Source organism: Streptomyces sp. NPDC025784, from assembly GCF_055558435.1.
Window position 1 is genome coordinate 75,879 of the sequence record NZ_JBVHMN010000009.1, and the last position, 12,562, is coordinate 88,440.

Annotated in this window: 13 protein-coding genes; 6 read left to right on the forward strand and 7 right to left on the reverse strand. The window is 73.8% G+C overall.

Annotated elements, in window-relative coordinates; all coding sequences use genetic code 11:
- Genes ACZ4IF_RS21190 through ACZ4IF_RS21200 form a run of 3 tightly spaced genes read right to left on the reverse strand, consistent with a single transcriptional unit; the run spans position 1 to position 4,352 of the window.
- The gene (locus tag ACZ4IF_RS21190; RefSeq protein ID WP_467564918.1) at positions 1 to 2,784 is read right to left on the reverse strand and encodes a helix-turn-helix transcriptional regulator; all 2,784 of its coding nucleotides are present in this window, start codon (positions 2,782 to 2,784) and stop codon (positions 1 to 3) included.
- The gene (locus ACZ4IF_RS21195; RefSeq protein ID WP_467564920.1) at positions 2,781 to 3,695 is read right to left on the reverse strand and encodes an alpha/beta fold hydrolase; all 915 of its coding nucleotides are present in this window, start codon (positions 3,693 to 3,695) and stop codon (positions 2,781 to 2,783) included. Before ACZ4IF_RS21195 ends, ACZ4IF_RS21190 begins: the two co-directional genes overlap by 4 nt.
- 21 nt (positions 3,696 to 3,716) lie before the next feature.
- Positions 3,717 to 4,352: an NADPH-dependent F420 reductase gene (locus tag ACZ4IF_RS21200; protein WP_467564922.1), complete on the reverse strand. Its 636-nt coding sequence runs from the start codon at positions 4,350 to 4,352 to the stop codon at positions 3,717 to 3,719.
- 294 nt (positions 4,353 to 4,646) lie between these two features.
- Here ACZ4IF_RS21200 and ACZ4IF_RS21205 point away from each other — a divergent pair, with 294 nt between their 5' ends.
- Together ACZ4IF_RS21205 and ACZ4IF_RS21210 are read left to right on the forward strand one after the other, a co-directional pair.
- Positions 4,647 to 5,498: an endo alpha-1,4 polygalactosaminidase gene (locus tag ACZ4IF_RS21205; protein ID WP_467564924.1), complete on the forward strand. Its 852-nt coding sequence runs from the start codon at positions 4,647 to 4,649 to the stop codon at positions 5,496 to 5,498.
- 220 nt (positions 5,499 to 5,718) lie between these two features.
- Positions 5,719 to 7,479, forward strand: coding sequence for an ArnT family glycosyltransferase (locus tag ACZ4IF_RS21210; RefSeq protein WP_467564926.1), 1,761 nt, complete (start codon positions 5,719 to 5,721; stop codon positions 7,477 to 7,479).
- On the opposite strand, the gene ACZ4IF_RS21215 is transcribed toward ACZ4IF_RS21210, so the two are convergent.
- Complete coding sequence (locus tag ACZ4IF_RS21215) at positions 7,464 to 8,018, reverse strand: flavoprotein (protein WP_467564928.1); 555 nt, start codon at positions 8,016 to 8,018, stop codon at positions 7,464 to 7,466. The genes ACZ4IF_RS21210 and ACZ4IF_RS21215 overlap by 16 nt on opposite strands.
- A gap of 10 nt (positions 8,019 to 8,028) precedes the next feature.
- Complete coding sequence (locus ACZ4IF_RS21220) at positions 8,029 to 8,487, reverse strand: nuclear transport factor 2 family protein (RefSeq protein ID WP_467564930.1); 459 nt, start codon at positions 8,485 to 8,487, stop codon at positions 8,029 to 8,031.
- Positions 8,488 to 8,589: 102 nt separating this feature from the next.
- On the opposite strand from ACZ4IF_RS21220, the gene ACZ4IF_RS21225 reads away from it, so the two are divergent.
- Together ACZ4IF_RS21225 and ACZ4IF_RS21230 are read left to right on the forward strand one after the other, a co-directional pair.
- A complete protein-coding gene (locus tag ACZ4IF_RS21225; RefSeq protein ID WP_467564933.1) occupies positions 8,590 to 9,207 on the forward strand; it encodes a TetR/AcrR family transcriptional regulator in 618 nt (205 codons plus the stop codon).
- A gap of 25 nt (positions 9,208 to 9,232) precedes the next feature.
- On the forward strand, positions 9,233 to 9,514 hold the full coding sequence (locus tag ACZ4IF_RS21230) for a hypothetical protein (RefSeq protein WP_467564935.1): 282 nt from the start codon (positions 9,233 to 9,235) through the stop codon (positions 9,512 to 9,514).
- Positions 9,515 to 9,532: 18 nt separating this feature from the next.
- Here ACZ4IF_RS21230 and ACZ4IF_RS21235 read toward each other — a convergent pair whose 3' ends face one another.
- Both ACZ4IF_RS21235 and ACZ4IF_RS21240 read right to left on the reverse strand, forming a co-directional pair.
- A complete protein-coding gene (locus ACZ4IF_RS21235) occupies positions 9,533 to 9,727 on the reverse strand; it encodes a ferredoxin (RefSeq protein WP_028798621.1) in 195 nt (64 codons plus the stop codon).
- 19 nt (positions 9,728 to 9,746) lie between these two features.
- Positions 9,747 to 10,949, reverse strand: a complete 1,203-nt coding sequence (locus ACZ4IF_RS21240; protein WP_467564937.1) for a cytochrome P450 — start codon at positions 10,947 to 10,949, stop codon at positions 9,747 to 9,749.
- 358 nt (positions 10,950 to 11,307) lie between these two features.
- On the opposite strand from ACZ4IF_RS21240, the gene ACZ4IF_RS21245 reads away from it, so the two are divergent.
- Together ACZ4IF_RS21245 and ACZ4IF_RS21250 are read left to right on the forward strand one after the other, a co-directional pair.
- Positions 11,308 to 11,940 (forward strand): LysE family transporter, encoded by a 633-nt coding sequence (locus ACZ4IF_RS21245; protein ID WP_467564939.1) that lies wholly within the window; start codon positions 11,308 to 11,310, stop codon positions 11,938 to 11,940.
- 127 nt (positions 11,941 to 12,067) lie between these two features.
- On the forward strand, positions 12,068 to 12,511 hold the full coding sequence (locus ACZ4IF_RS21250; protein WP_467564942.1) for a nitroreductase family deazaflavin-dependent oxidoreductase: 444 nt from the start codon (positions 12,068 to 12,070) through the stop codon (positions 12,509 to 12,511).
- Positions 12,512 to 12,562: the final 51 nt, after the last annotated feature.

A 12,562-nucleotide genomic window follows, 5' to 3' on the forward strand; every position in this document is an offset into this window, starting at 1 on the left:
TCAGGACGGCTCCTCCGGCAGCACGTCCCGCAGCTGCGCCCGTGCGGTGATACCGAGCTTCGGGAAGATCCGGTAGAGATGGAAGCCGACCGTGCGCGGCGACAGGAAGATGCGTTCTCCGATCTCGCGGTTGGTCAGGCCCGCCGCCGCGAGGCGGGCGATCTGGATCTGCTGCGAACTCAGTTCGGCGAGCGCGTCGCGGGACGTGGCCGACGGGGTGCCGGGGGTGACGCCCGCGGCACGCAGCTCCGCGCGGGCCCGCTCGGCCCACGGGCGGGTGCCGAGCCGTTCGAAGACCTCCAGGGCCGCCGTGTACAGCGGGCGTGCCGCCGACGCGCGGCGCCGCCGGCGCAGCCACTCGGCGTAGTCGAGGCGGACCTGGGCCCGTTCGAAGGGCCAACGGTCGCCCGCCGGATCCGCCAGCGCCGCGACGAAGTGCCGTTCGGCGTCGTCCGGTTCGGCGAGCAGGGCGCGGGCCCGGTGCACGATCGCGTCCAGCCGCGGGGACACCTCGCCCTCGGCGAGCCGTGTCAGCGTCGCGTCGAGGACGCGCCGCGCGTCCTCGGTGCGCCCCGTGCGTACGGCGGCGGCCGCGAGGTCGCCGAGGTAGTAGTCGGACGCGTGGAAGTGCAGGGGCGCGGGCTGCGGGTCCTGGGTGTAGACGGCCCGGAAGCGGTCGTAGGCCGCCGCGTGGTCGCCCTCGGCGAGCGCGGCGGCGCCCAGCGCGTAGTGCGCGCGCACCTGGAGGCTGCGGCAGTGCGGCAGGTCGATGCCGTGCACGGCGCGCTGCACGGTGGCGCGGGCGGCCTCGGTGTCGCCGCTCAGCGCGAGCAGCGTGGCGCGCAGCAGCGGCGCTCCGACGGCCACGTTCTCCAGTCCGGCCTCCGCCGCCGTGCGGTATCCCTCGTCGAGCGCCGCGCGGCACTCCGACCAGGCTCCGCTCTCGTGCAGGGCCAGCGCGAGCGCCTGGGCGACGGTCGCGTTGGCCCCGGAGGTCGGGGACCGGCGCAGGTGTTCCAGGGCTCCGCCGAGCAGGCGCACGGCCTCGGCGGTCTCGTCGAGCACCCAGGCGGCGCCGCCCGCGACGACCATGCGGGTCAGCGGGACGTCGACCTCGGCGCCCGCCTCGGGTTCGGGCAGGGGTTCGCTCCAGCCGGCGGCGAGCAGAGCGAGGGCCCGCCGCCGGTTGCGTACGGGGTCGCAGCCCGCGAGGACCCAGAGGCGGGCCGTCTCGTCCTGCTGGGCCGGCACCCGCTCCAGGGTGCGCAGGATCCGCTCACGGTGTTCGGGGGCGCCCGAGTTGTACGCGGGCGTGGTGGCGGTGCCGAGGGCGTCGAGGGCGAGGCCGGGATGCGTGTCGGCGGCCGCTTCGGCGACCGGCAGCAGGAAGCCCAGGGCACCCGCGAACTGGGTGGTCACGGCGAGCGCCCAGCCCGCGCGGAGGGAGGCCTCGGCGAGCAGTTCGGGGTCGTCGGTGAGGGTGGCGACGCGGGCGCTGATCTCTCCCACCCAGCGGGGGTGTCCGGCGTACATCGCCAGGGTGGCGGCCCGTACCAGGCGGCGGGCGCGGACGGCGGGGTCGGGGCTGAGCCTGGCCGCGCGTTCCAGGGCCGTGGCGGCGGCCGCGTAACCGCCGCGGCGCTGCGCCCGCGCCGCGCTGTCCTCCAGTTCCCGCGCGGCGTCCTCGTCCACTCCGGACACGGCGGCCGCGTGGTGCCAGGCGCGGCGGTCCGGGTCGCCCGCGAGTGCGTCGGCGAGCTTGCGGTGGGCCGTGTGGCGTTCGGCGTAGGTCGCGGCCTGGTAGACGGCGGAGCGGATCAGCGGGTGCCGGAAGCGTATGCGGCCGTCGTCGATGCGGACGAGTCCGGCGCGTTCGGCGGGCAGCCAGTCGTCCGGTGTGGCGGACTCCCCGGCGGCCGCGTGGATGGCGGGGAGTTCGGCGCTCTCCGCGGCGGCGGCGAGGAGCAGCAACTGCCGTGTGCTGTCCGGCAGTCCGGGCAGGTCGGCGGCGAAGATGGCTTCCAGCCGGTCGGTGAGGGGCAGCGCACCGTCCTCGGTGGCCTCGGGGTCGCGTCCGACGGCCCGGGCGAGTTCGACGAGGGCCAGCGGCACGCCCGCCGCCTGTTCCAGGACGCGGGAGCGGGCCCGGCCGGACGGTGGACGCGGCTGGCGGTCCAGGAGCCGTCCGGCCGCCGCGCGGTCGAGCGGTTCCACCGTGACGCGGCGTATCTCGCGGGTGAACTGCGCGGGTACGAGGGTGTCGCGGGCGGCGACGAGCAGAGCGACCGGTTCGCCTTCCAGCCGCCTGGCCACGAACGCGAGGACGTCGAGCGTGCCCACGTCCAGCCAGTGCGCGTCGTCGACCACCAGCAGCAGGGGGCCGCGTTCGGCGGCGTCGGACAGCAGCGTCAGCGCGCCGAGCGCGGTCAGCATCGGATCGGATGCCGGGCCGGTGCCTTCGTCGAGTCCGAACACGCCGAGCAGTGCGGCCCGTTGGCGGGTCGGCAGTCCCTCGGCCAGGTCGAGCACGGGCCGCAGCAGCTGGTGCAGTCCGGCGAAGGAGAGCTGCGACTCGCTCTCGCTGCCGCGGCAGCGCAGCACCCGTACGCCGGCCCGCCGGGCGAGCCGGGCGGCGGCGTCCAACAGGACGCTCTTGCCCGCGCCCGGAGCGCCCGCGAGGGCCACGGAGGCCGTCCCGCCCGCCGCCAGCTCCTCCACCAGGCCGGTGAGCAGGCCGAGTTCGGGCTCGCGCCCGACGATCCATTCGTCACCGGCAGGCGTCATGCGGCAGGCCCCGGGAGCGTCGCGGAGGTGAAGCGGAGGACCGCGTCGGCGACCCCCCGGGGGTTCTCGAGGAGCATCGCGTGGGTGCCGTCGATCCCGGCCACGCTCACTCCGGGGCGCTCGGCGGCCAGGAGGTCGAGATCCCTGGCGAGCCCCCGGCCGTACGCGGTCATCAGCTCGTCGAACCAGTCCAGGCCGGGGACCGGCGGCACGGGTCGCAGGGCGCGCCCCAGCAGCAGCGGGACGGGTACTCGCCGGAAGAGGGCGAACAGATCGAGCGACTCGATCGCCGCGAGCATCTCCAGTGCGCGGTCGTGCTCCGGCCGCAACTCCAGCCGCCCGTCCGGCCGTTCGGCGACCGAGCGCCGGACGCCGGCCTCCAGCAGGTCGTAGGGGATCCCGAGCTGTCCGGACATCGCGCGCTGCCTGGCGAGTTCCTGCGCGAGGCCGTCGGCCGGCAGCGGACCGCGGGCCGACGCCGCCTCCGCCATCTGACGCACCTGGGCGAGTCGTTCCTCGACGTACGCCGGGTCGAGGCCCACGTACTGGTCGGGGCGGCCCCACCCGTAGCCGTCGAGGTCGACCGCGCCGGGCACGGCGTCCGGGTGGGCCAGCGCGTGCAGCACGGCGACCATCCCGCCGAGGGAGTGACCGACCGGCAACGCGTCCGGGATGTCGTGCTTCTCCAGCACCGCCTCGATGTCGGCGAGCACCCCGGGGAAGTTCCAGGGCCCGGAGGGCGAGTGACCGTGTCCGCGGAGGTCCACGGCGAGCACCCGGTGGCGGCGGGCGAGCAGCGGGGCGACGGCCGCCCAGTCCGCGAGGGTGCGGCCCGCGCCGTGCAGCAGGAGCAGGGGCGGCCCGTCGCCCCCGTGGTCGTGTACGGCCAGTGAGATACGGTCTCCGGTCATGTCCTGACAATAAGCCCCGCATCAGGGCTCCATGACGAGGTGAAGGGTGGCCAGCGGGCCGCCGGGGACCTGCTGGAGCCGTCCGCCCTCGGCCAACGGGCCGAGATCCACGACCGCCCAGCCCACCCGCCCGGCGATCCGCGCCACTCGGCCGTTGGCGCCCGGATGGTTGCCGGAGAGAAAGATCACACGCCGTCCGGCCGGAGTCCGCGGGTCGGCGCCGAGGACGTCCGGCCGCAGCGTGTTGAACGCCTTCACCAGCCGGGATCCGGGCACCAGGCCGGCGACGACCTCGCTGGAGGTCCGGCCGCCGGGGCCGTCGGGCCCGGAGCCGGGCGGGCCGGGCGGGCCGGGCGGGCCGGTCGGACGGCCGGACGGGTTGGTGGTGTCGATGACGATCCGTTCCTGCCAGTCGGACACGTCGGCCGCGGCCACCGCCGCCCGCAGCCGCCGCCACGGTACGGCGAGGACGACGACCTCCTCCTCGGCCGCCTCGGCCACGGTGGCGGCCAGCAGACCCGGCCCCGTCGAGGAGACGAGCCCCCGCAACGACCGCGGCCCGCGACTGTTGCTGATGACGACCTGCTCGCCCGCGGCGACGAACCGCCCGGCGAGGGCCTGGCCGATCGCTCCGGCACCGATGATTCCGATGGTCATGGTGTGCTTGCTCTCCTCGATCGCCGCGTTCCGGTCAGGGGCGTCCCGGACGCGAGGTGCGGCCAGCATCGGCCCCGGCGGCACGTCCGGGTATCCGTCGGGTGACCGGCGCGTGCCGATCGGCCGCCTTGACGCGGGCGCAATCACACGATTTGATCCTGCACGTGCCGTGGTGTCACCCGGCACACCAGAGGTGCGCCCAGCCGGTAGCGGACTCCGTTCAAGTCCGGCCCAAGTCGCCAGGATCGCGGGATGCGTCCGAGGCGGGGTCGTACTCGCGAGTGCTGGAGCAACATGCCCGACACACGTGTTTCCCCCGTCAGGGGGGCTGCCGCGGCTGTCCTGACGATGGTCCTGGCGCTGGCCGGCTGCGGCTCGGGCGGGGACACCGACGCCTCGCCGAAGGGTTCCACGACGGTGGGGGTGGGCAAGGACGCGGTCGAACTCCCGCCGCTGCACGCGGGCTTCGACTACCAGATCGGCGGCGCCTATCCCCCGCCCGCCGGGGTCCGTGTCGTCAGCCGGGACCGTGCCGCGTCCCCCGCGCCGGGCCTCTACAACGTCTGCTACGTGAACGCCTTCCAGGCGCAGCCGCAGGAGCGCGGGCAGTGGCCGGCCGACCTGCTGCTGCGGGACGCCCGGGGCAAGGTCGTCGTCGACGAGGACTGGGACGAGGCCCTGCTCGACATCCGTACCCCGGCCAGGCGCGAGCGGGTGGCCGAGCGGGTCGGCCGGTGGATCGACGACTGCGCCGACAAGGGCTTCGACGCCGTCGAGCCGGACAACTACGACAGCTACACGCGTTCGCACCATCTGCTGTCCGCCGACGACGCGACCGCGTTCATCACGCTGCTGTCGGCCCGCGCGCACGCCCGGCACCTGGCCATCGGCCAGAAGAACACGGTGGAGTTGGCGGGCGTGCGGGCACGCACCGGGCTCGACTTCGCGGTGGCGGAGGAGTGCGGCGAGTACGACGAGTGCGGGGAGTACGCGAAGGCGTTCCACGACCGCGTGCTGGTCGTCGAGTACACGGACAGCGGACTGCGCAAGGCCCGTGCGGGCTACGGTGACCGGCTGAGCATCGTGCGCCGCGATGTGCTGGTGTCGACACCGGACAGCGCGGACTACGTGCGCAGGACCCGCTGACGGAGTCCGGGGCGAGGTCCCTGCTTCCTCGCCGGTCTCCGGCGCGCGGAGCGGCCCGTGCGGAACCACCGCGTGCCGCACGCGCCCGGACGGGCCGCGGTGCATACTCGTCTCCCTGCCGTCCGTCCGGGCGGTCGTGGCAGGTCCGCGGACCGGTGCGCGCCCGAATCCGGGTGCTCCCGGATGAGCAGGCCCGTACGGAGCGGACGTAACCAAGGGCATGTCCACATTCCTGGCAGGCAGGCACGACGAGCAGCTCCCGGTGAGCGGTGCGCGGCGCCCTGCGCGACGTCGGCTGCCGCGGCGGCACCGGCGGCTGCTGTTCGTCCTGGCCGTGGTGGCACTGCTGGCCGAGATGGCGGTGGCGATGGTCACGACGGCGGTGCAGCAGACCCCGACGATCGACGAGCCGGTCTATGTGGGTACGGCCGTGGTCTACACGCAGCAGCACAGCCTGCGGTACAACCCCGAGCACCCGCCGCTGGGCAAACTGATCGTCGCGAGCGGGCTGGTCTTCGCCCACCCGCACCTGGACGAGGGGTTCGCGGGTGATCAGACGGAACTCGGGCGACGCGTGCTGTACGAGTCGGGCAACGACCCCTGGCGGGTGATGTTCTGGGCGCGGCTGCCGGTGATGGTGCTGACGCTGCTGTTCGGCCTGGTCGTTCTGGCGTTCGCCAGGGAACTCGTCGGCCCCGTGGGCGGGTTGACGGCGCTGGCGCTGTACGCGTTCTCGCCCGATGTGATCGCGCACGGCTCGCTGGCCACGCTCGACGTCCCGGCGTCGGGCTTTCTGCTGACCTCGGCGTGGCTGCTGTGGCGGGCCCGGCGGCGCCCGGTGCTCCATCTGCCGCTCGCGGGGGCGGCGCTGGGCGTGGCACTGGCCACGAAGATGAGCATGCTGCCCGCCGTCCCGGTGCTGCTGCTCCTGGCGGCTCTGTCGGTGTGGCACGCGCGCCGCTCCGGCCCGCCGACCGCCGGTCCGGCGCGGGACGGCGGGGCGGTCGACGCCCCGGCCGCGGCCGAGCCGTCCGGCGAGCACGGGTGGGTCCGGCTCCTGGGGTCCGGCGCGGCGGGCGCGGCCGGCACGGCGCTGGTGGCCGTCGCCGTGGTGTGGGCCGCGTATCTGGCGGTCGACCCGCGGCTGCGCTGGACGGCGCCGGCGGACCTGCCTCCGGTGCACGGCCTGCGCGCACTGCTCGTCGACGCGCTGCCGTTCCCGCGGCCGTACCGGGACGGCATGCGCGTGCAGTTCGGCTTCGAGAACGCGACCTGGCAGGGCTTCCTGTTCGGCCGTCTCTACGCGGGTTCGCTCTGGTACTACCTTCCGGCGGCGCTGCTGGTGAAGACGCCGCTCGGCATGCTCGCGCTGTGGGCGGCCGGGGCTGCCGCGCTGCTCGCGGTGCCCCGGCTGCGGCCCGCGGCTCCGTACGTCCTGATCGCCCCGGCGCTGCTGCTGGGCACGGCCATGCTGGGGTCCCGCGACCTCGGGGTGCGCTACGCCCTGTTCGTACCGGTGTTCCTCGCGGTCGCGGCGGCCTGCGTCGTGGCCTTCGGGCGTCGCTGGGCACGCGGGGTCACGGCGGCGCTGGTGCTGTTCGTCGCCGTCAGTTCGCTGGCGACGTATCCCTACTATCTGCCGTACTCGAACGAGGCGTTCGGCGGGCCGTCGAAGACCCGGCTGCGCCTGCACGACTCGAACGTCGACTGGGGGCAGGATCTGGGGCGGCTCGCCGACCGGCTGCGCGAGCGGTACCCGGGGGAGAAGGTGTGGCTCGTCTACAAGGGTGCGGGCGTGCCGTCGGCGTACGGCATCCACGCGGCCGATGCCCGCACGGCGGACCCGGACGACGTGCACGGGCTGCTCGTCGTCTCGGACACCTCGGTCGCGAAGGCCGACGACCGGCTGGCGGCGCTGCTGGCCACCAGCCGGCCGATCGACGACGTCGGCCACTCGATCACCGTCTACCGCAGGCCCTGACCCGCCGCGTTCTCGGGGGTGAGCAGGTCCAGCACCCGCTCCCAGCGGAACTCCCTGCGCCCGCCGTCCTGTTGGGGCTCACCGGAGTACGGGTCCCCGAAGCGGACGCCCATCCCCCGCAGCCGCTCGACGCTCGCACGGTAGGCGGGGTGTGACGCCAGCGCCTCGTTCACGCACGGGAGTACGGCGATCGGGACGCCGAGCCCGTACGCCTCGCACAGGGTGCCCAGGGCGAGGGTGTCCGATATGCCGGCGGCCCACTTGTTCACGGTGTTGAAGGTGGCCGGGGCGACGGCCACCGCGTCGGGGGCCGGGAACGGACGCGGGTCGCCCGGGGCACGCCAGGCGGAGCGGATCGGGCGGCCGGTCCGCTGCTGCACGGCGGTCGCGTCGATGAAGCCGAGGCCCTGCGGGGTGGCGATGACGCCGACCTCCCAGTCCCGCTCCTGTGCCGCGGTGATCAGGTCGCCGACGTCCTCGGCGATGCCGGCCGCGCAGACGACGACGTAGAGGAAGGGCCTTTCCGCGTGTTCGCTCACGCGGGCAACCCTAGTGAACGGGGAAGGACGCCCCGCGCTCCGCCTCCGGACGCGGACCGAGGATCCGGCGCTCCTTCTCCTCGATGCGCACGTCGTTGATGCTGGCCTCACGCCGCGTCATGAGGCCGTGCTCGTCGAACTCCCACAGTTCGTTCCCGTAGGAGCGCCACCACTGGCCCTCGGCGTCGCACGCCTCGTACTGGAAGCGGACGGCGATGCGGTTGCCGTCGAAGGCCCAGAGGTCCTTGCGCAGGGCGTACTCGCGCTCGCGCGCCCACTTCGCGGTGAGCAGCTCCACGATCTCGGCGCGGCCGGTGACGAAGGTGTCGCGGTTGCGCCAGACCGAGTCCTCCGAGTAGGCGAGCGAGACCTTGTGCGGGTCCCGGGTGTTCCAGGCGTCCTCGGCGGCCTGGACCTTCTGGGCGGCGGTCTCCCGGGTGAAGGGCGGCAGGGGCGGGCGGTCGGTCATGGCGATTCCTCGGTTCGGGTCGGGAACACGAGCGAGAACGGTCGTTCTCACTCCGGCTGCTAACGTAGAGAACGACCGTTCTCACGTCAAGGAGACCTCTGCATGGACCGCACGACCGCCCGGGACCAGGCCCTCACCCTCGCCCGGGAACAGGCGCTCGACGCGGCCGAGGAGCTGTTCTACGGCCGTGGTGTGCAGAGCGTCGGCATGGACGACATCCGCGGCGCGTCAGGGGTCTCGCTCAAGCGCCTGTACCAGCTGTTCCCGGCCAAGGACCGGCTCGTGGAGGCGTACCTGGAGCGGCGCGACCTGCGCTGGCGCGGGCACCTGGCCGAGCACGTCGACCGCCACGAACAGCCCGAGGAGCGCATCCTGGCCGTCTTCGAGTGGCTGGGACTGTGGTTCGCCGAGCCCGGTTTCCGCGGCTGCGCCTGGATCAACGCGTACGGCGAACTGGGCACCACCTCCCCCGGCGTCAGCGACCGGGTCACGGCGCACAAGGAGGCGTTCCGGGACTACCTGGACGGCCTCGTGTCCGACGCCGGGCTCCCCTCCGTGCTCACCGGCCGGCTCTTCCTGCTGGCCGAGGGGGCCATGGTGACCGCCGGCATCACCCGCAGCGCGGAGCCGGCCGGACAGGCGGCGGACGCGGCGCGCGTGCTGCTGGCGGCCGGGCGGCAGGACGCCGGCGCCGCGGCACGGGCCGGCGGCGAGGGATGAGGGTGCCGCTCAGGAGGCGCGTGCCGTGACCTCGGCCCGCGCCGACCCCGTCACCGTGCCTGCCGGCACGGCGACGGTGGTCCGTGGCGCGCGGGCGGTCGCCGAGGAGACGGTGCTGCTGCGGGAGCGGGCGCGACACGCGGCGACGGCGCTGGTCGACGGGACCGTGGGACTGGACGTCGCCCCGCGCGGACGGCCGCTCGTCGCCCTCACCCTGACGGTCGAGGACGAACGGATCACGGCGTACGAGGTGATCGCCGACCCCGGACGCCCGCGCCGCCTGGAGCTCGCCGTCCTGGCGCGGTGACGGCCGGCGCGTCCGCCCTCAGGTCCCGGTCACCGTGATGGCGCCGACCGGGCAGGCCCGCGCCGCCTCCCGCACCATGGGGTCGCCGCCGCCGTCCTCGCGACCGGGCAGCAGCTCGCTGAATCCGTCGTCGTCCTGCGTGAAGACGTTCGGGGCGGCCAGCGCGCACTGTCCGGCGCCGATGCACACGTTCTTGTCGATCGAGATCTCGATGCTCATACCCGAAAGCCTCTTACCAGGTCACGGGGAGTTCCAGCATCCCCTGGATCGTGTCCCCGGGTTTGAACGCGATGGTGTCCGCCGGTGCGTCGAGCCGCAGCCCGGGGAAACGGTCGAAGAGCGACAGCAGCGCGATCTCCATCTCGGCGCGCGCCAGGTTCTGGCCCAGGCACTGGTGGATGCCGAAGCCGAACGCGAGGTGCTGGCGGGTGGAACGGTGCCAGTCCAGGTCGTCCGGTTCAGGGAAGGTGTGCTCGTCGCGATTGATGACCGAGGTGGAGAAGACGACGCCCTCACCGGCACGGATGGTCGTCCCCGCCGTCTCGATGTCCTCGACGGCGACACGCAGCAGACCGTCCGCGATGGACAGGAAGCGCAGCAACTCCTCAACGGCGGCGGGCATCAGGGCCGGCTCGGCCCGCAGTTCCGCCAGCTGCTCCGGGTGCCTCAGCAGGGTGAACGTGCCGAGCGAGATCATGTTGGCCGTGGTCTCGTGCCCGGCGACGAGCAGGATCGTGGCCAGCGAGATCAGCTCCTCGCGGTCCAGCGCCCCCTCGCTCAGCCGGTCCCGGACGAGCTCGTCGAGGAGCCCGTCGCCCTGTCCGCCGTGCTTGCGGTCGATCAAGGTGCCGAAGTAGGCGTCCAGTGCCTCGCGCGCCTTCTCGGTGTCGGCCGCGGTGGGTCCGCGCAGCAGCCTGCGGGACTGCTCCTCGAAGAAGTCGTGGTCTTCGTAGGGCACGCCGAGCAGGGCGCAGATGACCATGGACGGCACGGGCAGCGCGAAGGCGTCCACCAGCTCCGCGGGCGGGCCCTGCCGCTCCATCCGGTCCAGGAGGCGGTCGACGGTCTCCTGGATGCGCGGCCGGAGACCGGCGATCCGTTTGAGGGTGAAGCTCGGGACCAGCATCCGCCGCTGGGTGCGGTGCTCGGGGTCGTCGAGTCCGAGCAGCGCGACACGGCGGTTGCGGACCTCGGCGAACCGTCGTGTCGGTGCCGGGAAAGCGGGCCGGGTGCGGTCCGACGACAGCCGTGGATCGGCCAGCAGGTCGCGGGCGGCGCCGTGACCCGTGACGACCCACACGGTCCTGCCGTCGAACAGGGAGACCCGTGAGAGCGGGCGCGCCTCACGCAGCGGGTCGTAGGCGGTGGGCGGGTGGTAGGGACACGTGCGGTCCTGGGGGAAGGCGACCGGATCTGTCGTGAGGGGTTCTGTCATGGATGACCTCGCAAGCGCTGGTTCCCTCTTGCCGATCTTCATTAGATGCCCGGGGCATCTAGACGGCCACGCGAAGTTCGGCCAGATGCCCCGGACCGGCGATCTGTCCGAAGCCCGTGCGGCGGACCTCCTGTTTCCTCGGACTTCCGGCCCGTGCGACGGGCCCGGCGGTTTCCGCGTGGCCTGATCTCCATCGGCGCGGCCCCCGCGTAATTGGCTTGCGTGGGCGGATCCGGTGGCCCGAGGATCTGCCCATGCCCACGATCGAAGCCTTCCTGCCGCCGACTTCCGCCGCCGCTCGTCCGGTGCGGGTCCAGCAGCAGCCCGGCCGACCGCGGAGGCCCTCGCTCCCTCGGTCGTGACCGCCGCGCTCGTCGCGGGACTCGTCGCGGGCTATGGCATCGCCATGCCCGTCGGGGCCGTCGCGACATATCTAGTGTCCCTCACTGCACGTACGTCCCTTCGGACCGGCGCCTGCGCGGCGCTCGGCGTCGCGACCGCGGACGGGCTGTACGCCCTGGTCGCCGCGCTGGGCGGTGCGGCGCTCGCGGCCACGCTGCGGCCGGTGACGGGCCCGCTGCGGTGGACCTCGGCACTCGTCCTGGCTGTGCTCGCTGTCCGGGGCGCGATCGCCGCGGTCCGTCAGTACCGCGGGCGGCGATCGGCCGCCCGGACGGGACAGGACCCGCCCCGGCCGGCCCGCGCCTACCTGGCACTGCTCGGCATCACGCTGCTCAACCCGACCACCGTCGTGTACTTCACGGCACTGGTGCTCGGCAGCGGTTCCGCCGACGCGGCGGCTCCCCTGGAGCAAGGCGTGTTCGTGCTCGCCGCGTTCGCCGCGTCCGCGAGCTGGCAACTCGTGCTGGCCTGCGGCGGAGCGCTGCTCGGCCGCGCCCTGACCGGACACCGGGGACGGCTGGCGACGGCGCTCGCGTCCAGCGCGGTGATCACGGCACTCGCCGTCCGCATGGTCCTGGCGGCACCGTGAACGGTCCGGGGCCGCCCCGCGCGGCACCGGGACGCGCGGGGTGACGTTGCGGATGATCGGCGTCCGCTCTGGTGTTGAATCGTGCCGACAGCACGACCGGCTACGACACGACGATGGGACGGAAGCCATGCCGCTCGAAGGCGAGTACGAGCCCAGCCCGGCTCAGTGGGTGCGGGACCAGGTGGAGCTGTACGAGAGTTCCGGCGGGACCAAGGGGACGACGCTGCTCGACACGGGCCTGCCCGTCATCATCCTGACGACCCGTGGCGCCAAGAGCGGGAAGATCCGCAAGACGCCGCTGATGCGTGTCGAGCACGACGGGCGGTACGCCGTCGTCGCCTCGCAGGGCGGCGCCCCCAAGCACCCCGTCTGGTACCACAACGTCCTGTCCGACCCGCACGTGGAGCTCCAGGACGGCCCCGTGCGCCAGGACATGACGGCCCGTGAGCTCAGCGGCGACGAGAAGGCCCGGTGGTGGGAGCGGGCCGTCACGGCGTTCCCTCCGTACGCCGAGTACCAGGAGAAGACCGACCGGGTCATCCCCGTCTTCCTGCTGGAGCCGTCGGGCTGATCCCCATGCCCGCGGGACCGGACCGCCGGGCCGTCACCGGCGTCCGTGACG

Coding starts and splice junctions, on each gene's coding strand:
- ACZ4IF_RS21190 (WP_467564918.1), bottom strand. CDS start 2,784: ATGACGCCTGCCGGTGACGAATGGATCGTCGGGCGCGAGCCCGAACTC.
- ACZ4IF_RS21195 (WP_467564920.1), bottom strand. CDS start 3,695: ATGACCGGAGACCGTATCTCACTGGCCGTACACGACCACGGGGGCGAC.
- ACZ4IF_RS21200 (WP_467564922.1), bottom strand. CDS start 4,352: ATGACCATCGGAATCATCGGTGCCGGAGCGATCGGCCAGGCCCTCGCC.
- ACZ4IF_RS21205 (WP_467564924.1), top strand. CDS start 4,647: ATGCCCGACACACGTGTTTCCCCCGTCAGGGGGGCTGCCGCGGCTGTC.
- ACZ4IF_RS21210 (WP_467564926.1), top strand. CDS start 5,719: ATGTCCACATTCCTGGCAGGCAGGCACGACGAGCAGCTCCCGGTGAGC.
- ACZ4IF_RS21220 (WP_467564930.1), bottom strand. CDS start 8,487: ATGACCGACCGCCCGCCCCTGCCGCCCTTCACCCGGGAGACCGCCGCC.
- ACZ4IF_RS21225 (WP_467564933.1), top strand. CDS start 8,590: ATGGACCGCACGACCGCCCGGGACCAGGCCCTCACCCTCGCCCGGGAA.
- ACZ4IF_RS21240 (WP_467564937.1), bottom strand. CDS start 10,949: ATGACAGAACCCCTCACGACAGATCCGGTCGCCTTCCCCCAGGACCGC.
- ACZ4IF_RS21250 (WP_467564942.1), top strand. CDS start 12,068: ATGCCGCTCGAAGGCGAGTACGAGCCCAGCCCGGCTCAGTGGGTGCGG.